The sequence below is a fragment of the Citrobacter amalonaticus genome (assembly GCF_002918555.1).
In the GTDB taxonomy this organism is placed as follows: domain Bacteria; phylum Pseudomonadota; class Gammaproteobacteria; order Enterobacterales; family Enterobacteriaceae; genus Citrobacter_C; species Citrobacter_C amalonaticus_A.
In genome coordinates this window covers 1,136,821-1,160,833 of the sequence record NZ_PQMB01000002.1, presented here as the reverse complement: position 1 = coordinate 1,160,833, position 24,013 = coordinate 1,136,821, and the positions used below count along the sequence as shown (strand labels likewise).

Here is a 24,013-nt window from a genome sequence, read left to right as displayed (position 1 = left end):
TGCCGTGTTAAACCGTTATCCTTTGTGGAAGTACGTCATGCTGATCGTCGTTATTGTCGTCGGTCTGCTGTATGCGCTTCCCAACCTTTATGGTGAGGATCCGGCTGTTCAAATCACTGGCGCGCGCGGCGTCGCCGCCAGTGAGCAAACGCTGATCCAGGTCCAGAATACGTTACAAAAAGAAAAAATTACCGCTAAGTCTGTGGCACTGGAAGAGGGCGCTATTCTTGCGCGCTTCGACTCCACCGACATCCAGCTGCGCGCACGTGAAGCGCTGGTGGACGTGCTGGGTGATAAATACGTCGTGGCGCTTAACCTGGCTCCGGCAACGCCGCGCTGGTTAGCCGCGATTCACGCAGAACCGATGAAGCTCGGTCTTGACCTGCGTGGCGGTGTGCACTTCCTGATGGAAGTGGATATGGACACCGCGCTTGGCAAACTCCAGGAACAAAATATTGATAGCCTGCGCAGCGATCTGCGTGAAAAAGGCATTCCGTATACTACCGTTCGTAAAGAAGACAACTACGGTCTGAGTATCAACTTCCGTGATTCCAAGGCACGTGACGAAGCCATTGCTTATCTCAGCAAGCGTCATCAGGATCTGGTGATCTCAAGCCAGGGCAGCACTACGCTGCGCGCGGTGATGACCGATGCGCGTCTGAGTGAAGCCCGTGAATACGCGGTCCAGCAGAATATCAACATCCTGCGTAACCGTGTTAACCAACTGGGCGTTGCCGAGCCAGTGGTGCAACGTCAGGGCGCGGACCGTATCGTGGTCGAGCTGCCGGGTATTCAGGACACTGCGCGTGCGAAAGAGATCCTGGGTGCGACGGCGACGCTGGAATTCCGTCTGGTCAACACCAACGTTGATCAGTCTGCCGCGGCATCCGGTCGTGTACCCGGCGATTCTGAAGTGAAACAGACGCGTGAAGGTCAGCCCGTTGTGCTGTACAAACGCGTGATTCTGACCGGTGATCATATCACCGACTCCACTTCCAGCCAGGACGAATACAACCAGCCGCAGGTTAACATCTCGCTGGATAGCGCCGGTGGCAACATCATGTCTAACTTCACTAAGGACAACATCGGTAAACCGATGGCGACCCTGTTTGTGGAGTATAAAGACAGCGGTAAGAAAGATGCTAACGGTCGTGCGGTGCTGGTGAAGCAGGAAGAGGTGATTAACATCGCCAACATCCAGTCTCGTCTGGGTAACAGCTTCCGTATTACCGGTATCAACAATCCGAATGAAGCTCGCCAGCTCTCTCTGCTGCTGCGTGCCGGTGCGCTGATTGCGCCGATTCAGATTGTTGAAGAACGTACGATTGGTCCAACTCTGGGTATGCAGAACATCAAGCAGGGTCTGGAAGCGTGTCTGGCCGGTCTGGCGGTCTCCATCCTGTTCATGATCATCTTCTACAAGAAGTTTGGTCTGATTGCGACCAGTGCGCTGGTGTCTAACCTGGTGCTGATTGTCGGTATCATGTCACTGCTGCCGGGGGCGACGCTGAGTATGCCGGGTATTGCGGGGATTGTCTTAACCCTTGCGGTAGCGGTCGATGCCAACGTCCTGATCAACGAACGTATCAAAGAAGAGTTGAGCAACGGGCGTACGGTTCAGCAGGCGATTGATGAGGGGTATCGCGGCGCGTTCAGTTCCATCTTTGATGCGAACATCACGACGCTGATTAAGGTCATCATCCTGTACGCGGTCGGCACCGGGGCAATTAAAGGGTTCGCGATTACTACCGGTATCGGTGTGGCGACGTCGATGTTTACCGCGATTGTCGGTACGCGTGCCATCGTAAACCTGTTGTATGGCGGCAAGCGCGTCAAAAAGCTGTCAATCTGAGGAGTGCGATGTGGCACAGGAATATACTGTTGAACAATTGAACCACGGCCGTAAAGTCTATGACTTTATGCGCTGGGACTACTGGGCTTTCGGCATCTCCGGATTGCTGCTGATTGCGGCCATCGTGGTGATGGGCATACGCGGTTTTAACTGGGGACTCGATTTCACCGGCGGTACGGTGATTGAAATTACGCTGGAAAAACCGGCAGAAATGGATGTGATGCGCGATGCGCTGGAGAAAGCGGGCTTTGTTGAACCGCTTTTGCAGAACTTCGGCAGCAGCCACGACATTATGGTACGTATGCCGCCAACCGAAGGTGAAAACGGTGGGCAGGTGCTGGGTAGTAAGGTGCTGAGCGTCATTAACGAAGCCACTAACCAGAACGCCGCGGTGAAACGTATTGAGTTCGTCGGCCCCAGCGTGGGCGCCGATCTGGCGCAAACGGGCGCGATGGCGCTGATCGTAGCGCTGATCTCCATCCTCGTCTACGTCGGTTTCCGCTTTGAGTGGCGACTGGCGGCAGGGGTGGTTATCGCGCTGGCGCACGACGTGATCATTACCTTAGGGATCCTGTCGTTGTTCCATATCGAGGTTGACCTGACTATTGTGGCATCGCTGATGTCGGTTATTGGTTACTCGCTGAACGACAGTATCGTGGTATCTGACCGTATTCGTGAAAACTTCCGCAAAATTCGCCGCGGTACGCCTTACGAAATCTTTAACGTGTCGCTGACCCAGACGTTGCACCGTACGTTGATTACGTCCGGTACGACGTTAGTGGTTATTCTGATGCTGTACCTCTTCGGTGGTCCGGTACTGGAAGGCTTCTCACTCACCATGCTTATTGGTGTGTCCATCGGTACTGCATCGTCTATCTACGTGGCATCGGCGCTGGCGCTGAAGCTGGGTATGAAGCGCGAGCACATGCTGCAGCAGAAAGTCGAGAAAGAAGGGGCGGATCAGCCGTCTATTCTGCCGTAAGCAGACTTTCACGCCATATCTGGAATCCCGGTTGTATGACCGGGATTTTTTATTGCAGCAGTCCGATCCCCTGCATAGCCCTGGTTGCCGTCGCCCTGCATGTAACTTGCAGTATGACGAGGATCTTCGCTACTCTCCATGATAAATGGCCTTTGACATGGAGTAACGCCAGTGATCCGTCCCCTCTCATCTATCCAGTTGCAAAAAGTCATCCCCCCCGCCGTCTGGCATGATGTGCCATCTGTCATTTTGAGCGACGAAACGCTGCACGCCCGCAAAGAAAAAGTGTTGTCACAGATGCGCTCCCGGCAGCTTGCGACGCTGATTATCTATGGCGACAAAGAGCATAGTGGCAACTTTGAATACCTCACAGGGTTTATTCCGCGCTTTGAAGAGGCGCTGCTGGTGTTGCACAGTGATGGCGAGGCTGTTCTGGTCCTTGGCAATGAAAACCTCAAGCTGGCGGCTCATGCACGGCTGGCAAATCGGGTGATTCATGCGCCGTGGTTCTCGTTGCCCAATCAGCCGATGGACAATCTGAAATCTCTGCCTGCGCTGTTAGCAGATGCCGGAGTGGTGGCGGGAAGACGCTATGGCCTGGTGGGATGGAAGCTGTTTACCGGCGTGGCTGATGATACAGCGCAGATGTTCGAACTACCGGCGTTTATTGTTGATGCCTTGCGTCAGGCCGCAGGGGAGCAGGCGCAGTTTTGTAACGCAACGGGGATATTTATTTCACCTGACGGTGGGGTGCGCACGGTGAATAATGCCAATGAGCTGGCGCATTACGAATACGGCGCAAATCTGGCATCAACGGCTGTTCTGACAGCGCTTAGCGCCATTGAACCAGGCAAAACCGAAAAGCAGATTGGCGCACGACTGGCGGCGGAAGGGCAGCCGAATAACGTGGTAATGATTGCCGCCACCGGCGAGCGCTTTGCACATGCTAATCTCTATCCCGGGGACAAAGTGATTCAACGTGGCGATAAGTTTTCGTTAACCACGAGCTTTAAGGGCGGGCTAAGCAGTCGTGCGGCTTATGTGGTCGCTGATGAAAGCGAGCTGGCACCCGAGGTGGCCGATTACCTGGACGTTGTGGCAAAGCCTTATTATCGGGCGGTGGTGAGCTGGTTGGAGAATTTGCGCATCGGGATGTGTGGTAGTGAAATGTACGCGTTAATCGAGCAGGTGTTGCCGAAAGCGGAGTATCACTGGCACCTGAATCCGGGTCATCTGGTGGCCGATGAAGAGTGGCTGTGCTCGCCGATAGATCCGCATTCTGCGGCGCAGCTGCGAAGCGGGATGATTTTGCAAATCGATATTATCCCTTCCCGGGCGGGTTATGCCGGGGCCAGTATTGAAGATACGGTGGCGCTGGCGGATAAGGCGCTGCGTGATGCGCTGGCGCAGGATTATCCCGAACTCTGGCAGCGTGTTGTCATCCGTCGTCGCTGGATCCAACAGCAGTTGGGTATTCGTTTACCGGATGAGGTTTTGCCTTTTTCAAATACCGTCGGTTACTTACGCCCGTGGCTGTTAGATCACGCCCGGGCGTTGGTTTGTGTATAGGCTGCTGACAGTATGCTGTCAGTAGCCCTGTCGTATATTTCTCCTGAACTTAATCACTAAGGCAGGAGGATGTATGAAGAGCGTAATTAACTGGTTTGAGATCCCCGTAACGGACATGGCGCGCGCTATTACGTTTTATGAGCCGGTGATGCAGGTATCACTTCGCCGCGAAAAAATGGACAGCGCTGACCTGGCCGTATTTCCCTATGACGAACCGGCCACCGGCGGCGCGCTGGCAAAATTTGATGGTATTACGCCGTCGGTGCACGGGGTTATTATTTACCTGCATACTGCCGATCTGGCGGCAACCCTTGGGCGCGTCGCGAGTGCGGGCGGAGAGTGCGTTTTGGGGCCTGTTCATTTGGGGCAGGATATCGGCACCATTGCACTGTTTACCGACAGTGAAGGGAACCGTGTTGGCCTGCATCAACCCGCGTAATCATCGCTGAATATCGAGAGCTAAAATGACCCGACGCGCCGACCGCTTATTTCAAATTGTGCAGATCCTGCGTGGCAGAAGGCTGACAACGGCGGCGCAGTTGGCCGGGCGGCTTGAGGTTTCTGAGCGGACTATCTACCGCGATATTCGTGACCTCTCTGTATCCGGTGTGCCCGTTGAAGGCGAGGCGGGCTGCGGTTACCGCTTAATGGCCGGATTTGACCTGCCACCGCTGATGTTAACGCATCGCGAATCAGAAGCGCTGATGGTCGCCATTCGCTTACTCAAGACGTGGGGCGGGGACTCGCTCTCCCGTGAACTGGAGTCCGCGCAGGAAAAAGTACTGGCGATCCTGCCGGAAGAGAGCCGCCGTAAGGCCGAGCAGACGCGGATTTTCGCGCCGGATTTTGGCACTCAGCCCCATTCACGCAGCGCGTTTGATCTCATCCATCGTGCTGTTTCGGCGCAGCAGGTGCTGGCGCTGCATTATCGTGATGAAGCGGGGCATCTCTCATGGCGTGATGTGCAGCCGTTGGGGATGTTTTTCTGGGGAGAGCACTGGCTGCTGGTGGCATGGTGTGAGCGACGAGAAGATTATCGCTGCTTTCGTGTGGATCGCTGTCTGCAAGTTACCCCGCTCGACAGGCGGTTTCGCGAATGTGCGGACCGATCGTTAAGTGATTTTTTACGCAAAGTTCGCTGCGAAGACAGGCCATAAAAAATCAGCGGTTAAAGCTGACTTAATCCTTCATGGGCAATGGTATGCGTAGAGTGTTAAACTCGCGTATAACTCTACATTCAACGCAAATACAGAATCACTATGGCAATTATCCCTAAAAACTACACGCGGCTGGAAAGCGGCTATCGTGAAAAAGCGCTCAAATTATTCCCATGGGTATGTGGGCGATGCTCTCGCGAATTTGTTTACTCCAATCTGCGCGAGTTAACGGTCCATCATATCGATCATGACCACACTAACAACCCGGAAGACGGCAGTAACTGGGAGTTACTGTGCCTGTATTGTCACGATCATGAGCATTCGAAATATACCGAGGCCGATCAGTATGGCTCAACGGTTATTGCCGGGGAGGATGCGCAGAAAGATGTTGGTGTTGCAGTGCATAACCCGTTCGCTAATTTGAAAGCGATGATGGATCAGAAGAAATAACAGCGTACCGACGAGTTGTCCGTCTGGGGCTTTGAGAGCGATGACAAAGCCTGAAATGCCGGATGGCGTATTGCGACGCCATCCGGAAAATAAAACAGCTTAGAGCAGGGCGCTTAGAAGTTGTAACCCACAACCAGATACCCACCCCAACCCGTAGAGTGGACGTTGAAGTTGCCTTTACCGAAGTTCAGCTCGGCATCATCATTCCACTGACCCCCGTTGTGCCAGTAACGAGCCACAACTGAGTAGTGCCAGTGATCATAATTCAGCGCCAGAATGTGACTGGAAGCAATCGAGTCGTTAGTTCGCGCTTTATTACCGTTCAGATCGGAGAAGTCGTTGTCGCCCAGATCGGATCCCCAGTCAAAGTTGGTAAAGCCGATGTAGCTCAGGTTGCCGCCCCACAGCTGGGTGATAGGGACAAAGTATTTCACTTTGAAACGGTAGCCGTCCCATTCGTTTTCGTTAGCGGCACCGTAATTCTGCCACTGGTATTTGGCATACACGTTCAGAGACAGGCTCATTGGCAGACCGGTATCGATGTCGGTACCCAGACCCATATACCAGGTGCTCTGACGGCCATCTTTGTTACGACCCATGTCGTAGATGTAGTTATTGGCGAAGTACCACTCTTTGAACGGACCGAAGCTCAGGTCGGTGCCGGTCAGTTTATCGATGGAGAAGCGCGGTTCGATTTCCATAAACAGCGGAGAACCGTGGTTCCAGATACCTTTCGCATCAGTGTTGCCGCCAAAGAAGACAGGTGCATCCATGTAACCATAGAAATCGAACCAGTCTTTTTTCGCAAAAGCTTCATATTCCAGGTAGGTATCGTTGCGGATCTGCGGTCCGAAACGGGTGTGGTAGCTGCCTACAACGTTGACACTCTGGTGCCACCAGTCGGAAAGATACTGCGGTTTATCATTTTCCGCTGCGTTCACGGTGAATGATGAAGAAAGCGCGAGCACTGCACCGGCTGCAAGTAATGTTTTTTTCATATGTATGCCACTGTTTGAAATCCCTGACGGGAGTGAAAAATGCGCAATAAGCGTTTCTAAATATTTCGTGTTTCTGCGGAGCCTATTATAAAAATCATTGCTCACAAAAATATGTGTTGTTTCACAGTTCTATCATTTGCGTAATCGATTGCGTTCACGTTTGTGTATTTTAGCGCGGCGATTGTACTCACTCTGGTGAATGTTGCCAACTTTTACCAAAATTTATGATGATGTAAGAAGAGTCACACGAGTGGCGTGGGGGATGTTGCGGAACGCACAAAACGTTCCGTCTGGAGGTTTATTGTGTAACAGGCTGGATGTCGTGGATGCGAACGAAACCTAACTGTTCGGGCGTCACACCATTTAACTGTAACGGGATATCTACATCGCTGGGGGCGAGGATGCTGGCTGGGGCATTAATCAACTGATTCTGAACATTCACTTCCTGATAATTGTCAGTTGTTCCCTGAATTTGCCCATATTCAACGGTACCACTGAACGCCGGTAATGGATCGTCAGACTCTCCCTGAATGCGGAGCGTCAAGCGCGTGCCGTCGGCATTGGGAGCGATATTCATTAGCGACATGCGCAGCGTGCCAATCTGGCTGTTCAGGCGGGCAGGGGTTCTGGAACCCGGTAGCAGGTATACGCCGCTGGCGGATTTGGCATTCAGCGTATTTTGCTGGGTAATTTTTATTGTCTCCTGATTGAGCTGTGTCATCTCTTTATTCAGTGTGCTGACGCTCTGGTTCATCTGGCGTACTTCGCTTGGCTGGGCACAGGCGCTAAGACTAAATAGACTTCCCACCAGGAGGATTCTTAGGTAACGTCTTGTCATATAGATTATTTCCTTGATTGTCGCGATAGCCTAATGGTAGATCGAAAAGTGAACAAAGACAGCGATCCTTTGTCTCAAAAGCGCTCCGCCTTTGTTGTCACGTCAGTTCAGGGTAAAATAGATTTCTGTTAACCACCTGGTCAGGACGCCGTATGCATTGCCCATTCTGTTTCGCCGTAGACACTAAGGTAATTGACTCTCGTCTCGTGGGAGAGGGCTCTTCAGTACGCCGCCGTCGGCAGTGTCTGGTTTGTAATGAACGTTTCACTACCTTTGAAGTGGCGGAACTTGTTATGCCGCGCGTTGTAAAAAGCAATGATGTGCGTGAGCCTTTCAATGAAGACAAATTGCGCAGCGGTATGCAACGCGCGCTGGAAAAACGCCCGGTCAGCTCCGATGATGTTGAAATGGCGTTGAATAATATCAAGTCGCAGATACGCGCCACCGGTGAGCGCGAAGTGCCGAGTAAGATGATCGGCAACCTGGTTATGGAACAGCTGAAAAAGCTCGATAAAGTGGCTTATATCCGTTTCGCCTCCGTGTACCGGAGTTTTGAGGATATCAAAGAATTCGGCGAAGAGATTGCTCGCCTGGAGGATTAAGCCATGCAGGATGAGTTATACATGGCGCGAGCGCTGAAACTGGCGCAGCGCGGGCGTTTCACGACTCACCCGAATCCTAACGTGGGCTGCGTGATCGTCAAAGACGGCGAGATTGTCGGTGAGGGTTACCATCATCGCGCCGGTGAGCCGCATGCTGAAGTTCATGCTTTACGCATGGCCGGAGAAAAAGCCCGGGGGGCGACCGCTTATGTGACGCTCGAACCGTGCAGCCACCATGGTCGTACGCCGCCGTGCTGCGATGCGCTGATTGCCGCAGGCGTGGCGCGCGTCGTCGCCGCGATGCAGGATCCCAATCCGCAGGTGGCAGGACGCGGACTTTATCGTCTTCAGCAGGCGGGGATCGACGTCAGCCACGGGTTGATGATGAGCGAAGTGGAAGCGTTAAATAAAGGCTTTCTCAAACGGATGCGCACCGGGTTTCCGTATGTACAGCTCAAGCTTGGCGCTTCAGTGGATGGGCGTACGGCGATGGCCAGCGGTGAAAGTCAGTGGATTACCTCGCCGCAAGCGCGACGGGACGTGCAGCGTCTGCGCGCCCGGAGCCACGCCATACTGACCAGTAGCGCAACGGTATTGGCGGACGACCCACAGCTTACCGTGCGCTGGCCTGAACTTGACGAGGCCACGCAGGCGATTTATCCGCAGGAAAACTTGCGTCAGCCTGTTCGTATTGTTATCGACAGTCAGAACCGGGTAACACCGGATCATCGTATTGTGCAGCAGCCAGGAGAAACCTGGTTTGCGCGCACGAAAGAGGATCCCCGAATCTGGCCCGAATCGGTTCGTTCGATTCAGGTGCCGGAGCATAATGGTCATCTGGATCTGGTTGTACTGATGATGCTACTGGGCAAACAGCAGATTAACAGTCTCTGGGTGGAAGCGGGGCCGACGCTTGCGGGCGCGCTGCTCCAGGCGGGCGTGGTTGATGAGCTTATTGTTTACATGGCACCTACACTATTAGGCAGTGACGCCAGGGGGTTATGTGTGTTGCCGGGGCTTGAGAAATTAAATGACGCGCCCCATTTTAAATTCAATGAAATACGCCATGTAGGTCCGGATGTTTGCCTGCATTTAGTGGGCGCATGATCTCCCCAAGCGAAAGGGAAGCAGCGCACCAATTATTATGATAGAATCCGCCCCCCTGCGGGGCTATATCGAACCCGAAGGAAGAATATGAACATTATTGAAGCTAACGTTGCTACCCCGGACGCTCGCGTCGCCATCACCATTGCGCGTTTCAACAACTTTATCAATGACAGCCTGCTGGAAGGTGCGTTAGACGCACTCAAGCGCATTGGTCAGGTAAAAGATGAAAATATTACCATCGTTTGGGTTCCAGGTGCCTATGAGCTGCCGCTGGCGGCGGGCGCACTGGCCAAAACCGGCAAATATGACGCAGTGATTGCGCTGGGTACCGTTATTCGTGGCGGCACTGCGCACTTCGAATATGTGGCTGGTGGTGCAAGCAATGGCCTGGCGCACGTCGCTCAGGACAACGAAATTCCGGTAGCATTTGGCGTTCTGACCACCGAAAGTATTGAACAAGCTATTGAGCGTGCCGGCACCAAAGCTGGCAACAAAGGCGCGGAAGCTGCACTGACCGCGCTTGAAATGATTAATGTATTGAAAGCCATCAAGGCCTGATTTTTGTAAGGGGAAATCCGTGAAACCTGCTGCTCGTCGCCGCGCTCGTGAGTGTGCCGTTCAGGCGCTCTACTCCTGGCAGTTGTCCCAGAACGACATCGCTGATGTTGAATACCAGTTCCTGGCGGAGCAGGACGTGAAAGATGTCGACGTTCTGTACTTCCGTGAACTGCTGTCCGGGGTGGCGACTAACAGCGCGTACCTGGATGGTCTGATGAAGCCTTACCTGTCTCGTTTGTTGGAAGAACTGGGCCAGGTTGAAAAAGCTGTACTACGTATTGCGCTGTTCGAACTGTCCAAACGCAGCGATGTGCCTTATAAGGTGGCCATCAACGAAGCGATTGAACTGGCAAAAACGTTTGGTGCGGAAGACAGCCATAAATTCGTCAATGGCGTGCTGGATAAAGCCGCTCCTGTGATTCGCCCCAACAAAAAGTGATTACACCAGGCCGGAAGATGGCGGGGTTGCTCCCCGTTGTCTCCGGCCTTTTCTTTTTTCCTGCAGAGGCATAACGTATGGCATGCGGCGAGTTCTCCCTGATTGCCCGTTATTTTGACCGCGTAAGAAGCTCTCGTCTTGATGTCGAAACCGGTATTGGCGACGACTGCGCACTCCTGAATATTCCTGAAAAGCAGACCCTGGCGATCAGTACCGATACGCTGGTTGTTGGCAACCATTTCCTGGCCGATATCGATCCTGCCGATTTGGCACATAAAGCGCTGGCGGTGAACTTAAGCGATCTGGCGGCAATGGGGGCCGATCCGGCCTGGCTGACGCTGGCTTTAACGCTGCCTGACGTCGATGAAGCCTGGCTCGAAGCGTTCAGCGACGGTCTGTTTGAACTTCTGAATTACTACGATATGCAGCTGATTGGCGGCGATACCACGCGCGGTCCACTCTCTATGACGTTGGGTATCCACGGCTACGTTCCGGTGGGACGCGCTCTGAAACGCTCTGGCGCGAAACCGGGGGACTGGATTTACGTGACGGGCACGCCGGGTGACAGCGCGGCGGGGCTGGCAATTTTGCAGGATCGTCTGCAGGTTAACGATGCCCAGGATGCCGCTTATCTGTTGAAACGTCATCTGCGCCCGACGCCGCGCATTTTGCAGGGCCAGGCGCTGCGCGATCTGGCGAATTCGGCCATCGATCTCTCTGATGGCCTGATTTCTGACCTTGGACATATTGTCAACGCCAGCGCGTGCGGTGCGCGGGTTGAGGTGGAGGCGATCCCCTTGTCTTCGGCTATGACTCGCCATGTGGCACCGGAGCAGGCGCTGCGGTGGGCGCTTTCCGGTGGCGAAGATTATGAATTATGCTTTACGGTACCAGAGTTGAACCGTGGCGCGCTCGACGTGGCTCTCGCTCATCTCGGCGTAACCTTTACCTGCATCGGGCAGATGAGTGCGGATGTGGAAGGTATAAGTTTTGTGCGTGACGGAAAGCCTGTCACTTTTGACTGGAAAGGATATGACCATTTTGCCTCGCCATAAAGATGTTGCGAAAAGCCGGTTAAATCTGCGTAATCCGTGGCACCTGCTTGCCACCGGATTTGGTAGCGGGCTTAGCCCGGTCGTGCCGGGGACGATGGGATCGCTGGCGGCGATCCCGTTCTGGTATCTGATGACCTTCCTGCCCTGGCAGCTCTATTCGCTGGTGGTGATGTCAGGAATTTGCATCGGGGTGTATCTTTGCCACCAGACGGCGAAAGATATGGGCGTACACGATCACGGTAGCATCGTCTGGGATGAGTTTATCGGGATGTGGATAACTCTGATGGCGCTGCCAACCAATGACTGGCAGTGGGTTGCCGCCGGTTTTGTGATTTTCCGGATTCTGGATATGTGGAAGCCGTGGCCAATTCGCTGGTTTGATCGCAACGTTCACGGTGGGATGGGCATTATGGTGGATGACATCGTTGCCGGAGTGATTTCCGCCGGGATCCTCTATTTTATTGGGCACCACTGGCCGGTCGGGATATTTTAAGCGCCTGGCTTTTGCCGGATGGCGGCATAAATGCCTTATCCGGCCTACGGGCGCATGATGCCATTGTTGCGCACGGATGCAGGCCGGATAAGCGCAGCACCATCCGGCAAGGCCGGTTATTTAAATCCGACTACCGGGTGTGGCTGGTAGGGCGTTTCCAGTTCGGCAATGTGTTCTGGTTTCAGCGTCAGATCCACTGCGCTCAGCAATTCATCTAACTGTTCTTCACGTGATGTACCGATGATTGGCGCGGCGATGCCGGGTTTACTCAGCAGCCATGCCAGCGCTACCTGGGCACGTGTTGCGCCAAGTTCCTCACTGACACCCCTCAGACGTTCAGCAATTTGCGCGTCATTTTCATCGCTTTGCTTATATAAATTTTTACCGAACTCATCGGAGACCAGACGGGCCGTGGTTTCTCCCCATGGGCGGGTTAATCTTCCACGCGCCAGCGGACTCCACGGAATAACCGCCACGCCTTCCTGATAGCACAGTGGCAGCATCTCACGCTCTTCTTCGCGATAGATCAGGTTGTAGTGATCCTGCATGCTGACGAACTGCGCCCAGCCGTGCTGCTTTTGCAGCGCCAGCGCCTGAGCAAACTGCGCGGCGTGCATGGAGGACGCGCCGATATAGCGTGCTTTTCCGGCTTTCACCACGTCGTTCAGTGCCTCCAGCGTCTCTTCAATCGGGGTGTTGTAGTCCCAGCGGTGAATTTGCAGGATATCGACATAATCCATACCCAGGCGTCTCAGGCTGTCGTCAATGGAACGTAAAATTTGCGCTCGGGATAACCCTTCAGGCAGATCGTCAACCGGGTGAAAAACCTTGGTGGCTACTACCACCTCTTCGCGGCGAGCAAAATCACGCAGGGCACGACCGACAATCTCTTCACTGCTGCCCGCAGAATAGCTGTTGGCGGTATCAAAGAAGTTAATGCCGCCTTCAAGGGCGCGTTTGATAATGGGACGACTACTCTCTTCCGGAAGGGTCCAGGCGTGATTGCCGCGATTGGGTTCACCAAACGTCATGCAGCCCAGGCAAAGGCGGGAAACCCGAAGGTCTGTTTTTCCTAAAGTGTTGTATTTCATCTACCCACTCCTGTTTAGCTTGTTAATGAGTAAGCATAGCAGGAGTGGGGAGAGGATTATGCCAGCCAGGTTTTGATTTTGACTTCAATACTTGCGGCATCAAGGCCAATTTCTGCGCGGGCTTCCTCTTGCGTACCTTGCGGAATAAAAAAGTCGGGCAGGCCAATATTGAGCACTGGCACCGGTTTGCGATGCGCCATAAGCACTTCGTTCACGCCGCTGCCCGCACCGCCCATGATCGCATTCTCTTCAATGGTGATCAGGGCATCGTGACGCTCCGCCATCTCCAGAATCAGCGTTTCATCCAGCGGCTTCACAAAGCGCATATCGACCAGGGTTGCGTTCAGCGATTCGGCCACCTTCGTCGCCTCCGGCATCAGCGTACCAAAGTTCAGAATCGCCAGTTTCTCGCCGTGACGTTTCACGATACCTTTGCCGATTGGCAGCTTTTGCAGCGGCGTTAGCTCAACGCCAACCGCGTTGCCGCGCGGATAACGTACCGCCGTCGGACCTTTATTGTAGTGATAGCCGGTAAACAGCATCTGACGGCATTCGTTTTCATCGCTCGGCGTCATGATGACCATATCCGGGATGCAGCGCAGGTAAGAGAGATCGAACGCGCCCTGGTGTGTTTGTCCGTCAGCGCCGACGATCCCCGCACGGTCAATGGCGAACATCACTGGCAGTTTTTGGATTGCCACATCATGCAGCACCTGATCGTAGGCGCGCTGCAGGAAGGTGGAGTAGATAGCCACAATCGGCTTATAGCCACCAATCGCCAGGCCAGCCGCAAAGGTCACCGCGTGCTGTTCGGCAATCGCCACGTCAAAATAGCGATCCGGGAATTTACGCGAGAACTCAACCATGCCGGAGCCTTCGCGCATTGCCGGGGTGATAGCCATCAGCTTGCTGTCTTTCGCGGCTGTTTCACACAGCCAGTCGCCAAAGATTTTGGAGTAGCTCGGCAGGCCGCCGCTGCTCTTCGGCAGACAGCCGCTGGAAGGATCGAATTTGGGGACCGCATGGAAGGTAATTGGGTCTTTTTCCGCCGGTTCGTAACCACGCCCTTTTTTGGTCATGATATGCAGAAACTGCGGGCCTTTCAGGTCGCGCATGTTTTTTAGCGTGCTGATCAGGCCGGGCACATCGTGACCGTCGACCGGACCGATATAGTTAAAGCCCAGCTCTTCAAACAGCGTGCCGGGTACCACCATACCTTTGATGTGTTCTTCGGTACGCTTGAGCAGCTCTTTAATCGGCGGTACGCCGGAGAAAACTTTCTTCCCACCTTCGCGCAACGTTGAATAGAGCTTGCCGGAAAGGAGCTGCGCCAGGTGGTTGTTCAGCGCCCCAACGTTTTCTGAGATCGACATTTCGTTATCGTTGAGAATGACCAGCATATCGGGTTTGATATCACCCGCATGATTCATGGCTTCAAATGCCATGCCAGCCGTGATCGCCCCGTCACCAATCACGCAGACGGTACGACGCCCTTTGCCTTCTTTCTCTGCGGCAACCGCAATACCAATGCCGGCGCTGATCGAGGTGGAGGAGTGACCGACGCTCAGCACGTCGTACTCGCTTTCACCACGCCACGGGAACGGGTGCAGGCCACCTTTCTGACGGATGGTGCCAATTTTGTCGCGACGGCCTGTGAGAATTTTATGCGGATAAGCCTGATGCCCCACATCCCAGATCAGCTGGTCAAACGGGGTGTTATAGACATAGTGCAGCGCCACGGTGAGCTCCACCGTACCCAGCCCGGAGGCGAAGTGTCCGCTGGAGCGACTCACGCTGTCGAGTAAGTAGCGGCGCAGTTCGTCGCAGAGTTTCGGCAGACTCTCTTTTGGTAGCAGGCGTAACTCTGAAGTCGAGTCAACCAGTGCCAGGGTCGGGTATTTGGCTATATCAAAACTCATCGCAAGCTCATTGGATATGTTGTTTATTTATCACGCAGGATTATATAGTTCGCTAGCGCTTCCAGTGCCGAGGTATCGAGTGACTGCGCGGCCAGTTGGTTTAATGCCTGGCGGGCGTCATCGATCAGATCCCGGGCTTTGTTCCGGGCTTGCTCAAGACCCAGGAGAGCAGGATAGGTACTTTTGCCAAGCTGCTGATCCGCACCCTGGCGCTTACCTAACGTTGCAGTATCGCCCACCACATCCAGAATGTCATCCTGAACCTGGAACGCCAGGCCGATATTTTCTGCGTATTTATCGAGTATCGGCAGGGCATTTCTGCCGTTTTCTCCGGCACTTAGCGCCCCCAGACGAACCGCCGCGCGAATCAATGCACCCGTTTTGTGGCGGTGGATTTTCTCCAGCGCTTCCAGCGGCACCTGCTTCCCTTCGGCATCAAGGTCTAACGCCTGGCCGCCGCACATTCCCGCAATACCGCTGGCATTGGCCAGTTCGGAAATCATCGCGATACGATCGCGATCAGCCACTTCCGGCATCGGGGCATCGCTGATAATCGAGAACGCCAGGGTCTGCAAGGCATCGCCAGCCAGGATTGCGTTGGCCTCGCCAAACCTGACGTGGCAGGTTGGCTGACCGCGACGCAGATCGTCGTCGTCCATTGCGGGCAAATCGTCATGAATCAACGAATAAGCGTGAATACACTCCACGGCGGCGGCCGGAGCATCCAGCGTGTTCAGGCTGACGCCGAACATCTGACCGGTCGCGTACACCAGGAACGGGCGCAGGCGCTTACCGCCTAATAATGCGCCATACTGCATGGTTTCGACCACGGGAGTGTTCTGAAAGGGCAGTGGCGCGATAAAACGGCTTAGCGCCTGATTGGCCTGTTCAACGCAGGCCTGTAGCTGCTGCGAAAAATCCATCTACTCATTATCCGGTGTAAAAGGCTCAGGTGTTGCGTCTTCACTGTCAGACAGCAGGATTTGCACACGCTGCTCAGCCTGTTGTAATTTTACCTGTCCCTGACGCGCCAGCTGCACGCCACGTTCGAATTCGTTCAGCGCCTCTTCCAGCGGCAGGTCGCCACTTTCCAGACGGGTAACTATCTGCTCCAGCTCGTTCAGCGATGTTTCAAAGCTAACGGGCGCCTCATTTTTCTTCGGCATAATGAATATCTGACTCTCTGTATTTTCAGCCCTGATATGGTAACGGACTCGCACTGATAAGCAAATAACGCACAATGGTAAGGGGATGTGCACAGGAAGGCCATGTTGATGGTATACTTCCGCGCCTGGATGCAGCCGCAGGTATGGGCTGCTGTACTATTTCTCCAATACAAGCCTCTGATGGCTTGCTAAGAACCATTGCCGCCATGAAGTTTATCATTAAATTGTTCCCGGAAATTACTATCAAAAGCCAATCTGTGCGTTTGCGCTTTATAAAAATTCTGACCGGGAACATTCGTAACGTTTTAAAACACTATGATGAAACCCTCGCCGTTGTCCGTCACTGGGATAACATTGAGGTTCGCGCCAAAGATGAAGACCAACGTCTGGCCATTCGCGACGCCCTGACCCGCATCCCCGGTATTCACCATATCCTCGAAGTTGAGGACGTACCGTTTACCGACATGCACGACATTTTTGAGAAAGCGTTGGCGCAGTACCGCGATCGGCTGGAAGGCAAAACCTTCTGTGTGCGCGTGAAGCGTCGTGGTAAGCATGAGTTTAGCTCTATTGAAGTGGAACGTTACGTTGGCGGCGGTTTAAATCAGCATATTGAGTCAGCGCGTGTGAAGCTGACCCATCCGGATGTGACGGTACATCTGGAAGTCGAAGACGATCGTCTGTTGCTGATTAAAGGCCGTTACGAAGGGATCGGCGGTTTCCCGATTGGTACACAGGAAGATGTGCTGTCGCTGATCTCCGGCGGTTTTGATTCTGGGGTTTCCAGCTATATGCTGATGCGCCGTGGCTGCCGGGTGCATTACTGCTTCTTTAATCTTGGCGGCGCGGCACATGAGATCGGCGTTCGTCAGGTGGCGCATTATCTGTGGAACCGCTTCGGCAGTTCGCATCGCGTGCGCTTTGTCGCCATCAACTTTGAGCCGGTGGTCGGTGAGATCCTCGAGAAAGTTGATGACGGTCAGATGGGCGTGGTGCTGAAACGTATGATGGTGCGTGCGGCATCGAAAGTGGCAGAGCGCTATGGCGTACAGGCGCTGGTCACCGGCGAAGCGCTGGGTCAGGTCTCCAGCCAGACGCTGACTAACCTGCGCCTTATCGATAACGTCTCTGATACGCTGATCCTGCGTCCGCTGATCTCCTACGACAAAGAGCACATTATTAACCTGGCACGTCAGATTGGTACCGAAGATTTCGCCCGTACTATGCCTGAATACTGCGGCGTGATTTCCAAAAGTCCAACGGTGAAAGCCATTAAGGCGAAGATTGAGGCGGAAGAAGAGAACTTCGACTTCAGCATCCTTGAGAAAGTGGTGGAAGAAGCGACTAACGTTGATATCCGCGAAATCGCCCAGCAGGCTCAGCAGGACGTGGTGGAAGTGGAAACCGTCAGCGGCTTTGGTCCGAATGACGTGATTCTGGATATTCGCTCTGTTGATGAACAGGACGACAAACCGCTGAAGGTGGAAGGCATTGACGTGGTTTCACTGCCGTTCTACAAGCTGAGCACGAAGTTTGGCGATCTCGACCAGAGCAAAACCTGGCTGCTGTGGTGTGACCGCGGGGTGATGAGCCGCCTGCAGGCGCTCTATCTGCGCGAACAGGGCTTTGCAAATGTGAAGGTGTATCGCCCGTAATATCAGAGCGCCCCGGCAAATGGCGCTGGGGCGCGATGAATCCAGCGCTGTCGCTGACGAGGGGGGGTTACCAATTGGTCGGCAAACAGCGGGACTGCGGCGCAAACAGAAAGCAGCATTCGCGCCATCCCACCCAGATATCCTTTCCTGAACCATCCCTTTTAAACCAGCCAGCAGTGGCGGTGTGATTTACTCGTAGTAATTATAAATACCTGCCGCCATCACCAGCTGTGAAGCCACTTCGTGGGCTTTTTCGCGCCCAACCAGCAGGTCGATAATTTTCAGACCAAAGTCGATAGAGGTGCCTGGCGCCTGGCTGGTCAGCAGCTTCACCCGCGGATCCCACACCACGCGTTTATCCTGCCACTGCTCTGCCGGAATTTTGTCTTTCAGCGCCGGGAAGCCGGTCATATTGCCGACAGGAAAGATATCGTGCGGGACGAGTACGGTGGCGGCGACTGCGCAAATGGCTGCGACAATCCGTCCGGAACGGTGGAATTGCTTAACGGTCTCGATAAGCAGGGGGCTGTCGCGGAAGCACTCTGCCCCCTTAATCCCACCTGGCAGCACGATAGCATCGTAATCGCCATCGGCCACTTCTACCAGCGGCGCATCCGCTATCAGTTTCACGCCGCGGGAACAGACAATCGTCAGGCTGCCATCGCTGGCGACGCTTGCAGTGGTGACGTTTATCCCGCCACGAACCAGCAGATCAATCGTGGTGACCGCTTCGGTCTCTTCACTACCAGGGGCGAGGCATACCAGTACCGATGCGCTCATACTCACTCTCCTTTCGCTTTACCATTTCAAACAGACGGGCATTTTCCGGGACCGCCAGGCCGTGCGTGCGGGCACGCTTTAATAAATATCCGGTGATGTAGTCGATCTCGGTATGACGCAGGGCTCGAATATCCTGCAACATCGACGAGATGTTTTCCGCTGTCGCGTCAATGACTTGCTCGACATAATAGCGTAAATGGTCCGCTGACGTATGATAGCCTTCACGCTCGATCACCGCCGCGACTTCCTGACAAATAAGCATGACTTCTTCGGGATGGTCACGCAACGCGCCATTCGGGCAGTTCCACAGTGCAGTTAGCGGATTAATCACGCAGTTCGCGGCCAGCTTGCGCCACATTTCAGCCCGGATGTTGTCATGCCAGGCAACGTCTGGCAGTACGCTTTGTAATATATCGGCAAGATAGCTGTAGTCGCCGTCCTGCTCGCGCGCCGGGCCAATGTGCGTGGTGCCGCTCGCGACATGAACGATGACGTTTCCGTCGCGTCGTGCGGCATGCGTGGTTATCCCCATCAGTAGCGGTTGTGGGATGTTTAGCAACTCTTCAATGGTGCCCATTCCGTTATGAATCAGCAGGATCGGTGTGGTTTCAGGCAGAACGGATGAGAGTCCTTTAACGGCGTCAGAAACCTGCCATGCCTTTAGCGTTACGAGTAGCAGATCGCTGGTGGCTAAAAAATCAGGATCGTTCGCCGTCAGCGATTCGTTAAAGACAGTACCGTCAGTCTCGATCAGGTTCACACTGCAATAGGGCTGCGACACACGCAGCCAACCCTGTACTTCATGCCCATGTTTGCATAACGCCGTCAGCCAAAGTTGCCCTAAGGCTCCACATCCCAGTACGGTAATTTTCATTCTTCCTCCTCACCCGCAACAGCACCAGGTGTTTGTTAACATAGTATAGCGCTGTCTGTTGAGTCACTTTGCAGGTATTATGCTTCGCATCAAAAACGAAGGGAGAGGAAAAGATGCCATCTTTCGATATTGTTTCTGAAGTTGATCTTCAGGAAGCGCGTAATGCGGTAGATAACGCGAGCCGCGAAGTCGAGTCACGTTTTGATTTTCGTGGCGTTGAGGCCACTTTTGAATTAAACGATGCCAACAAAACCATCAAGGTGCTTAGCGAGTCTGATTTTCAGGTCAATCAGCTGCTGGACATCCTGCGCGCCAAGCTGCTCAAGCGCGGCATCGAAGGCACTTCACTGGATGTGCCGGAGACGTTTATACACAGCGGTAAAACCTGGTTTGTAGAAGCGAAGCTGAAGCAAGGGATCGAAAGCGCGGTTCAGAAGAAGATCGTCAAGCTGATCAAAGACAGCAAACTGAAGGTGCAGGCGCAGATTCAGGGCGAGGAGATTCGTGTAACCGGGAAATCCCGTGACGATCTGCAATCCGTGATGGCGCTGGTGCGCGGCGGTGATCTTGGTCAGCCGTTCCAGTTTAAAAACTTCCGCGATTAATCTTTTACGGTCCGGATTCACCGGACCGTTTTCATTCTGTCACGCCAGCCTGATGGCCTGCTCGACCTCAAAGCGGTTTGTTACTTTGCTGTCAATTTTCACATAGACGGAATGCTCTTGCTCGACGATCAGCACTTCGCTCACTCCCTCGGTCGCTAACAGACGCTGTTTTAATGTTTCATCCGCAGCAATTTCCGGCGGAATCTCCACGCGCAGGCTGCTGACATACGGCGGTTCTTTCATGGTGCTTGCCACCGCCAGCCATACCATTGCCAGTAGGGAGCCTGTCAGGAACACCGTCTGACCATCAAACATGCCATCGAGCCAGCCGCCCAGCGCACCGCCAATTGCCACCCCGAGGAACTGGCTGGTGGAGTACACGCCCATCGCCGTGCCCTTGTAGCCCGCCGGAGACTCTTTGCTGATTAGCGAGGGAAGGAGGGCTTCCATCAGGTTAAAGGCAAGGAAGAAGAGCTGTACGCCGATAATCAGCTCCCAGAAATGGGTACCAGCGCCCCAGAGAACGATCTCCGCGATGACAATCAGCGTCACGCAAAACAGAAATACACGCTTCATCTGACGCTTCACTTCCGCGTAAATGATGAAGGGCACAACGGAAGCAAAGGCGATCAGCATCGTCACCAGGTACACCTTCCAGTGCTCAGATGCAGGGAAACCAGCATCGGCAAGCTGACCGGGCAGGGCGACAAAGGTGGACATCAGCAGAATATGCAGACACATGATGCCGAAATTGAGTTTCAGCAGCTTTGGTTCCGCCAGCACTTTGCTGAAGCTATCTTTTACCATGCCGGACTCACGGTTTAGTACATGGTTTGCGCTATCCGGAACCACCCAGATGGTCAGGATAATACCTGTTGTGGCGAGAGCGGCAATCATCCAGAACAGGGCATTCAGCCCCAGGGCATGAGTTACAATCGGACCCAGAACCATCGCAATAGCAAAGGTGATACCAAAGCTGACACCGATAAACGCCATCGCTTTGGTGCGGTTTTGTTCGCGGGTTAAATCTGACAACAGCGCCATCACGGCGGCGGCAATGGCTCCGGAGCCTTGCAGCGCACGACCCAGAATAATTCCCCAGATGGAGTGGGAGAGGGCGGCAATTACGCTACCAATAACAAATACCGCCAGTCCGCCGACAATCAGCGGTTTGCGCCCAACGCGGTCGGAAAGCAGACCAAAGGGGATCTGGAAGACGGCCTGCGCGAGTCCATAGATGCCGATGGCAATGCCGATTAAGGCTTCGCTGGCACCCTGGAGTGCCATGCCGTATGTGGTCAGAACCGGCAGGACCATAAACATGCCAAGCATGCGCAATGAAAATACGGTCCCTAAACCCCAGGTGGCGCGCAACTCACCCGGCGTCATTTTGTAATCGTTCATTCCCACCTCTGTCTGAATTTCGCGACTAGTGTAAAGCGGGGAAGGTGTGGGGTAAACCATTACGATATGTGGAATTGTGTAGCGGGAAATTGAAATAATTACATATGCAACTAATTTACTTGCGATAATTACAGGTGTAGTCTTTTTGTGGTTATTTCTAATGGAATGAGGGAAAAGGAAAATGGCGATTCCGGGCAATATGTGGATTTATGACGATGGCGGCGCGCTGATTAAGGGCGGCTGTGATGTAAAGGGAAGAGAATACAGTATTGAATTTAAAGGGTTTCATCACAATTTGTCTATTCCAACTGATAACGGTACGGGCAAGCCAACAGGCACACGCCAGCACTCACCGATGATGATCGTCAAAGAGTTCGATTACTCCAGCCCCTATTTATACAAAGCCGTTGCAACAGGCCAGAATCTTAAATCAGCGGAGATACGCTGGTACAAGATTAACGATGCGGGTCAGGAGGTGGAGTATTTCAACATGCTGCTCGAAGGCGTGCGGATTGTCTCCGTTTCTCCCACGATGGCTGGTCCAGAGGATATGAACAATAACCATCTTGAAACCATAGAATTACGCTACGAAAAAATCACCTGGAAGCATTGCGACGGTAACATTATCTACACCGACGCGTGGAATGATCGGCAGACGGCATAATGGGTGATTGAATGGACACAACTGAAGAGGCGAATGGAACCTATTGGTATCATGGTCACGCTAACGTAACGTCGGGTGAACTGTTTGATTTGATATTCATTGAGCAGTTGGCAGATTCATTAGGTATCACCACGGAAGCTGTTATGCTGGTTTTGATCGGTCAACCATTTATTCCTGTCAAAGGAAAACTATCAGCAGCCACGAACACCCCAGGCACTAGTATTGCATCAATTCTATGTAGAAAACTTCTGAAAGGAGCTCGGTTTCCGTTTGGTTTAAGACTACACGCTCCTATGGGGAAGTTTTCCAAATTGAAGATGGTTCCAACAAACCAAATAGCAACTTACATAGGCCGTTGGGTTCCTTTTGTCGGGCATGCTCAGTTAATCGTGCTTTTGTTCGCGGTGACAAAACACACCCGCGATAAATACAACCTCATCGCACGACCCAAAGATCGCATACAGTGGACATCTTTCTGATGAGAAATTATGAAGCTGAAGTTATTGAGTACATCATGACGAATTACCCAATCAGGGAACGTTGGTTTAGACCTGGTCTTAAGCAGGTCACGAAAGAATGGACCCTGGAGGATGATTTTCAGTTTGTTCCGGAAGATGCATATGATTTTTTAGCTGATTTATTTGAGCATTTTGATATTGAATATTCGAACTTTGATGGAAGGAATTATATTGAACAAGAATACCCTTTCTGGAAAAAAGATCCTCCTGAAATTGAATTAAAGCCTTTGACAGTAGAGATGATTATAGAGTCGGCTGAAGCGGGGAAATGGCTTTATGACTGAATAACATTCCTGCTAATAAAAAAGGGTGCCGAAGCACCCTTTTTAGCAGAGGCTGATTTTACCAGACGTAGGTCAGCAGACTGTGCGAATCCGGCACCATAAAGTCAACGGACATCATGACGGAAAGCGCAGTGATGGCGATGATAGAGAAACCGAACAGCTTGCGCGCCCAGACTCTGTCATCTTCGACTTTATAACCGCGCAGCGCCATGCCCAGCCACCAGACGCTTACCGCTGCGGCAACCACCAGATATTTATATCCGGCATAGCCGCCCAGAGAGAGCATCAGCGTAGCGATAGCAAAGGCAATGATGTACAGCGTGATATGGTTCTTCGCAACCGAAATACCTTTCACCACCGGCAGTACCGGGATGTTGGCTGCCTGATAATCCTTAAAGCGGAAAATGGCGATGGCGTATGAGTGCGGCATCTGCCACAGGCTGAAAATCGCCAGCAGGATAGCCGCGCCGCTGTCGAAGTCACCGGTAACGGCACAGTAGCCAATCACCGGCGGCGCCGCGCCGGAGAGTGAGCCGATAAGCGTCCCGTAGACCGAGTGGCGCTTCATATACAGGCTGTACACGCCAACGTAGACCACGAAGCCCATTACCCCCAGCCAGCAGGCCAGAGGATTCGCGCCAAACCACAGCAGCATAAAGCCAGCAATACCCAGCAGGGTGGCGTACACCAGCGAGACACCAGGAGAAATCAGACCCTTAACCAACACGCGGTTTTTGGTCCTCTCCATCTTCCTGTCGATATCCCTGTCGATGTAGTTGTTAAATACACAACCCGACGCCACAACCAGTGACACCCCAACCAACGTGTAGATAAACAGGGGATAATCAATACTGCCCTTCGAGGCCAGCAGGAATCCCCCAATCACCGAGATCAGGTTGCCAAAGATGATGCCTGGTTTCGTTACTTGCAGGTATTGCTTAAACATCATAATT

The 24,013-nt window shown here is 53.4% G+C and carries 27 protein-coding genes; 17 read left to right on the top strand and 10 right to left on the bottom strand.

The genetic code is table 11. The features are described from left to right. Nucleotides 1-4: 4 nt before the first annotated feature. The 6 genes from secD (at nucleotide 5) to yajD (ending at nucleotide 6,010) form a co-directional block, all read left to right on the top strand. Complete coding sequence (gene secD / locus C3432_RS11105; RefSeq protein ID WP_103776644.1) at nucleotides 5-1,852, top strand: protein translocase subunit SecD; 1,848 nt, start codon at nucleotides 5-7, stop codon at nucleotides 1,850-1,852. Between the two features lie 10 nt (nucleotides 1,853-1,862). After that, complete coding sequence (secF, locus tag C3432_RS11100; protein WP_103776643.1) at nucleotides 1,863-2,834, top strand: protein translocase subunit SecF; 972 nt, start codon at nucleotides 1,863-1,865, stop codon at nucleotides 2,832-2,834. Nucleotides 2,835-3,008: 174 nt separating this feature from the next. Next, nucleotides 3,009-4,403, top strand: coding sequence for a M24 family metallopeptidase (locus tag C3432_RS11095; RefSeq protein WP_374755467.1), 1,395 nt, complete (start codon nucleotides 3,009-3,011; stop codon nucleotides 4,401-4,403). Nucleotides 4,404-4,476: 73 nt separating this feature from the next. Next, nucleotides 4,477-4,842, top strand: coding sequence for a VOC family protein (locus tag C3432_RS11090; protein ID WP_103776641.1), 366 nt, complete (start codon nucleotides 4,477-4,479; stop codon nucleotides 4,840-4,842). 25 nt (nucleotides 4,843-4,867) lie between these two features. After that, nucleotides 4,868-5,560, top strand: coding sequence for a helix-turn-helix transcriptional regulator (locus C3432_RS11085; RefSeq protein ID WP_103776640.1), 693 nt, complete (start codon nucleotides 4,868-4,870; stop codon nucleotides 5,558-5,560). Between the two features lie 102 nt (nucleotides 5,561-5,662). After that, nucleotides 5,663-6,010 (top strand): HNH nuclease YajD, encoded by a 348-nt coding sequence (gene yajD / locus C3432_RS11080; RefSeq protein WP_103776639.1) that lies wholly within the window; start codon nucleotides 5,663-5,665, stop codon nucleotides 6,008-6,010. A 113-nt stretch (nucleotides 6,011-6,123) separates the two neighbouring features. Here the strand turns inward: yajD and C3432_RS11075 are convergent, their stop codons facing one another. Together C3432_RS11075 and C3432_RS11070 are read right to left on the bottom strand one after the other, a co-directional pair. Next, entirely contained in the window at nucleotides 6,124-7,008 is an 885-nt protein-coding gene (locus C3432_RS11075) for a nucleoside-specific channel-forming protein Tsx (RefSeq protein WP_103776638.1), read from the bottom strand. 298 nt (nucleotides 7,009-7,306) lie between these two features. Then, nucleotides 7,307-7,846, bottom strand: a complete 540-nt coding sequence (locus C3432_RS11070; RefSeq protein WP_103776637.1) for a SadB/YajI family lipoprotein — start codon at nucleotides 7,844-7,846, stop codon at nucleotides 7,307-7,309. Between the two features lie 152 nt (nucleotides 7,847-7,998). On the opposite strand from C3432_RS11070, the gene nrdR reads away from it, so the two are divergent. The 6 genes from nrdR to pgpA all read left to right on the top strand — a co-directional run bounded on the left by nrdR (nucleotide 7,999) and on the right by pgpA (nucleotide 12,100). Next, nucleotides 7,999-8,448 carry a transcriptional regulator NrdR gene (gene nrdR, locus C3432_RS11065; protein ID WP_103776636.1) on the top strand — a complete coding sequence of 150 codons (450 nt, stop codon included), beginning with the start codon at nucleotides 7,999-8,001 and terminating at the stop codon, nucleotides 8,446-8,448. Between the two features lie 3 nt (nucleotides 8,449-8,451). Then, a complete protein-coding gene (gene ribD / locus C3432_RS11060) occupies nucleotides 8,452-9,555 on the top strand; it encodes a bifunctional diaminohydroxyphosphoribosylaminopyrimidine deaminase/5-amino-6-(5-phosphoribosylamino)uracil reductase RibD (protein WP_103776635.1) in 1,104 nt (367 codons plus the stop codon). Nucleotides 9,556-9,642: 87 nt separating this feature from the next. Continuing rightward, entirely contained in the window at nucleotides 9,643-10,113 is a 471-nt protein-coding gene (gene ribH / locus C3432_RS11055) for a 6,7-dimethyl-8-ribityllumazine synthase (RefSeq protein WP_103776634.1), read from the top strand. Between the two features lie 19 nt (nucleotides 10,114-10,132). Then, on the top strand, nucleotides 10,133-10,552 hold the full coding sequence (gene nusB, locus C3432_RS11050) for a transcription antitermination factor NusB (RefSeq protein ID WP_000801129.1): 420 nt from the start codon (nucleotides 10,133-10,135) through the stop codon (nucleotides 10,550-10,552). A 77-nt stretch (nucleotides 10,553-10,629) separates the two neighbouring features. After that, nucleotides 10,630-11,607, top strand: coding sequence for a thiamine-phosphate kinase (gene thiL / locus C3432_RS11045; protein WP_103776633.1), 978 nt, complete (start codon nucleotides 10,630-10,632; stop codon nucleotides 11,605-11,607). Beyond that, nucleotides 11,585-12,100 (top strand): phosphatidylglycerophosphatase A, encoded by a 516-nt coding sequence (gene pgpA / locus C3432_RS11040; protein ID WP_103776632.1) that lies wholly within the window; start codon nucleotides 11,585-11,587, stop codon nucleotides 12,098-12,100. The genes thiL and pgpA overlap by 23 nt, the downstream gene beginning before the upstream one ends. Nucleotides 12,101-12,216: 116 nt before the next feature. Here the strand turns inward: pgpA and yajO are convergent, their stop codons facing one another. Genes yajO through xseB form a run of 4 tightly spaced genes read right to left on the bottom strand, consistent with a single transcriptional unit; the run spans nucleotide 12,217 to nucleotide 16,276 of the window. Further along, complete coding sequence (gene yajO, locus C3432_RS11035; protein WP_103776631.1) at nucleotides 12,217-13,191, bottom strand: 1-deoxyxylulose-5-phosphate synthase YajO; 975 nt, start codon at nucleotides 13,189-13,191, stop codon at nucleotides 12,217-12,219. Nucleotides 13,192-13,247: 56 nt separating this feature from the next. After that, nucleotides 13,248-15,110: a 1-deoxy-D-xylulose-5-phosphate synthase gene (gene dxs / locus C3432_RS11030; RefSeq protein ID WP_103776630.1), complete on the bottom strand. Its 1,863-nt coding sequence runs from the start codon at nucleotides 15,108-15,110 to the stop codon at nucleotides 13,248-13,250. A gap of 23 nt (nucleotides 15,111-15,133) precedes the next feature. Then, the gene (gene ispA, locus C3432_RS11025) at nucleotides 15,134-16,033 is read right to left on the bottom strand and encodes a (2E,6E)-farnesyl diphosphate synthase (protein WP_103776629.1); all 900 of its coding nucleotides are present in this window, start codon (nucleotides 16,031-16,033) and stop codon (nucleotides 15,134-15,136) included. After that, nucleotides 16,034-16,276, bottom strand: coding sequence for an exodeoxyribonuclease VII small subunit (gene xseB, locus C3432_RS11020; protein ID WP_103776628.1), 243 nt, complete (start codon nucleotides 16,274-16,276; stop codon nucleotides 16,034-16,036). 206 nt (nucleotides 16,277-16,482) lie between these two features. Between xseB and thiI the strand changes: the two genes are divergently transcribed. After that, nucleotides 16,483-17,931 (top strand): tRNA uracil 4-sulfurtransferase ThiI, encoded by a 1,449-nt coding sequence (thiI, locus tag C3432_RS11015; protein ID WP_103776627.1) that lies wholly within the window; start codon nucleotides 16,483-16,485, stop codon nucleotides 17,929-17,931. A gap of 189 nt (nucleotides 17,932-18,120) precedes the next feature. Here the strand turns inward: thiI and yajL are convergent, their stop codons facing one another. Further along, a complete protein-coding gene (gene yajL / locus C3432_RS11010) occupies nucleotides 18,121-18,711 on the bottom strand; it encodes a protein deglycase YajL (protein ID WP_103776626.1) in 591 nt (196 codons plus the stop codon). Next, nucleotides 18,674-19,585: a 2-dehydropantoate 2-reductase gene (gene panE, locus C3432_RS11005; protein WP_103776625.1), complete on the bottom strand. Its 912-nt coding sequence runs from the start codon at nucleotides 19,583-19,585 to the stop codon at nucleotides 18,674-18,676. The genes yajL and panE overlap by 38 nt, the downstream gene beginning before the upstream one ends. Before the next feature lie 113 nt (nucleotides 19,586-19,698). On the opposite strand from panE, the gene C3432_RS11000 reads away from it, so the two are divergent. Further along, entirely contained in the window at nucleotides 19,699-20,190 is a 492-nt protein-coding gene (locus C3432_RS11000; protein WP_103776624.1) for a YajQ family cyclic di-GMP-binding protein, read from the top strand. Nucleotides 20,191-20,229: 39 nt separating this feature from the next. Here the strand turns inward: C3432_RS11000 and C3432_RS10995 are convergent, their stop codons facing one another. Continuing rightward, a complete protein-coding gene (locus C3432_RS10995; RefSeq protein ID WP_103776623.1) occupies nucleotides 20,230-21,594 on the bottom strand; it encodes an MFS transporter in 1,365 nt (454 codons plus the stop codon). A 181-nt stretch (nucleotides 21,595-21,775) separates the two neighbouring features. On the opposite strand from C3432_RS10995, the gene C3432_RS10990 reads away from it, so the two are divergent. The 3 genes from C3432_RS10990 to C3432_RS10980 are packed head-to-tail and all read left to right on the top strand — an operon-like array spanning nucleotide 21,776 to nucleotide 23,060. Beyond that, a complete protein-coding gene (locus C3432_RS10990; protein ID WP_103776622.1) occupies nucleotides 21,776-22,258 on the top strand; it encodes an Hcp family type VI secretion system effector in 483 nt (160 codons plus the stop codon). 11 nt (nucleotides 22,259-22,269) lie between these two features. Next, entirely contained in the window at nucleotides 22,270-22,737 is a 468-nt protein-coding gene (locus tag C3432_RS10985; RefSeq protein ID WP_016152047.1) for an STM2901 family protein, read from the top strand. Next, nucleotides 22,737-23,060 carry a DUF1493 family protein gene (locus tag C3432_RS10980; protein ID WP_103776621.1) on the top strand — a complete coding sequence of 108 codons (324 nt, stop codon included), beginning with the start codon at nucleotides 22,737-22,739 and terminating at the stop codon, nucleotides 23,058-23,060. The genes C3432_RS10985 and C3432_RS10980 overlap by 1 nt, the downstream gene beginning before the upstream one ends. A gap of 58 nt (nucleotides 23,061-23,118) precedes the next feature. On the opposite strand, the gene cyoE is transcribed toward C3432_RS10980, so the two are convergent. Beyond that, a complete protein-coding gene (gene cyoE / locus C3432_RS10975) occupies nucleotides 23,119-24,009 on the bottom strand; it encodes a heme o synthase (protein ID WP_103776620.1) in 891 nt (296 codons plus the stop codon). Nucleotides 24,010-24,013 lie beyond the last annotated feature (4 nt).

What these genes read in the sequence shown, in the direction of transcription:
- yajL (WP_103776626.1), bottom strand. Translation starts at nt 18,711, where the DNA reads ATGAGCGCATCGGTACTGGTATGCCTCGCCCCTGGTAGTGAAGAGACC.
- thiI (WP_103776627.1), top strand. Translation starts at nt 16,483, where the DNA reads ATGAAGTTTATCATTAAATTGTTCCCGGAAATTACTATCAAAAGCCAA.
- C3432_RS10995 (WP_103776623.1), bottom strand. Translation starts at nt 21,594, where the DNA reads ATGAACGATTACAAAATGACGCCGGGTGAGTTGCGCGCCACCTGGGGT.
- dxs (WP_103776630.1), bottom strand. Translation starts at nt 15,110, where the DNA reads ATGAGTTTTGATATAGCCAAATACCCGACCCTGGCACTGGTTGACTCG.
- ribD (WP_103776635.1), top strand. Translation starts at nt 8,452, where the DNA reads ATGCAGGATGAGTTATACATGGCGCGAGCGCTGAAACTGGCGCAGCGC.
- ribH (WP_103776634.1), top strand. Translation starts at nt 9,643, where the DNA reads ATGAACATTATTGAAGCTAACGTTGCTACCCCGGACGCTCGCGTCGCC.
- C3432_RS10980 (WP_103776621.1), top strand. Translation starts at nt 22,737, where the DNA reads ATGAGAAATTATGAAGCTGAAGTTATTGAGTACATCATGACGAATTAC.
- thiL (WP_103776633.1), top strand. Translation starts at nt 10,630, where the DNA reads ATGGCATGCGGCGAGTTCTCCCTGATTGCCCGTTATTTTGACCGCGTA.
- C3432_RS11075 (WP_103776638.1), bottom strand. Translation starts at nt 7,008, where the DNA reads ATGAAAAAAACATTACTTGCAGCCGGTGCAGTGCTCGCGCTTTCTTCA.
- C3432_RS10990 (WP_103776622.1), top strand. Translation starts at nt 21,776, where the DNA reads ATGGCGATTCCGGGCAATATGTGGATTTATGACGATGGCGGCGCGCTG.
- ispA (WP_103776629.1), bottom strand. Translation starts at nt 16,033, where the DNA reads ATGGATTTTTCGCAGCAGCTACAGGCCTGCGTTGAACAGGCCAATCAG.
- panE (WP_103776625.1), bottom strand. Translation starts at nt 19,585, where the DNA reads ATGAAAATTACCGTACTGGGATGTGGAGCCTTAGGGCAACTTTGGCTG.
- C3432_RS10985 (WP_016152047.1), top strand. Translation starts at nt 22,270, where the DNA reads ATGGACACAACTGAAGAGGCGAATGGAACCTATTGGTATCATGGTCAC.
- xseB (WP_103776628.1), bottom strand. Translation starts at nt 16,276, where the DNA reads ATGCCGAAGAAAAATGAGGCGCCCGTTAGCTTTGAAACATCGCTGAAC.
- C3432_RS11090 (WP_103776641.1), top strand. Translation starts at nt 4,477, where the DNA reads ATGAAGAGCGTAATTAACTGGTTTGAGATCCCCGTAACGGACATGGCG.
- C3432_RS11000 (WP_103776624.1), top strand. Translation starts at nt 19,699, where the DNA reads ATGCCATCTTTCGATATTGTTTCTGAAGTTGATCTTCAGGAAGCGCGT.
- C3432_RS11085 (WP_103776640.1), top strand. Translation starts at nt 4,868, where the DNA reads ATGACCCGACGCGCCGACCGCTTATTTCAAATTGTGCAGATCCTGCGT.
- nrdR (WP_103776636.1), top strand. Translation starts at nt 7,999, where the DNA reads ATGCATTGCCCATTCTGTTTCGCCGTAGACACTAAGGTAATTGACTCT.
- C3432_RS11070 (WP_103776637.1), bottom strand. Translation starts at nt 7,846, where the DNA reads ATGACAAGACGTTACCTAAGAATCCTCCTGGTGGGAAGTCTATTTAGT.
- yajD (WP_103776639.1), top strand. Translation starts at nt 5,663, where the DNA reads ATGGCAATTATCCCTAAAAACTACACGCGGCTGGAAAGCGGCTATCGT.
- cyoE (WP_103776620.1), bottom strand. Translation starts at nt 24,009, where the DNA reads ATGATGTTTAAGCAATACCTGCAAGTAACGAAACCAGGCATCATCTTT.
- pgpA (WP_103776632.1), top strand. Translation starts at nt 11,585, where the DNA reads ATGACCATTTTGCCTCGCCATAAAGATGTTGCGAAAAGCCGGTTAAAT.
- yajO (WP_103776631.1), bottom strand. Translation starts at nt 13,191, where the DNA reads ATGAAATACAACACTTTAGGAAAAACAGACCTTCGGGTTTCCCGCCTT.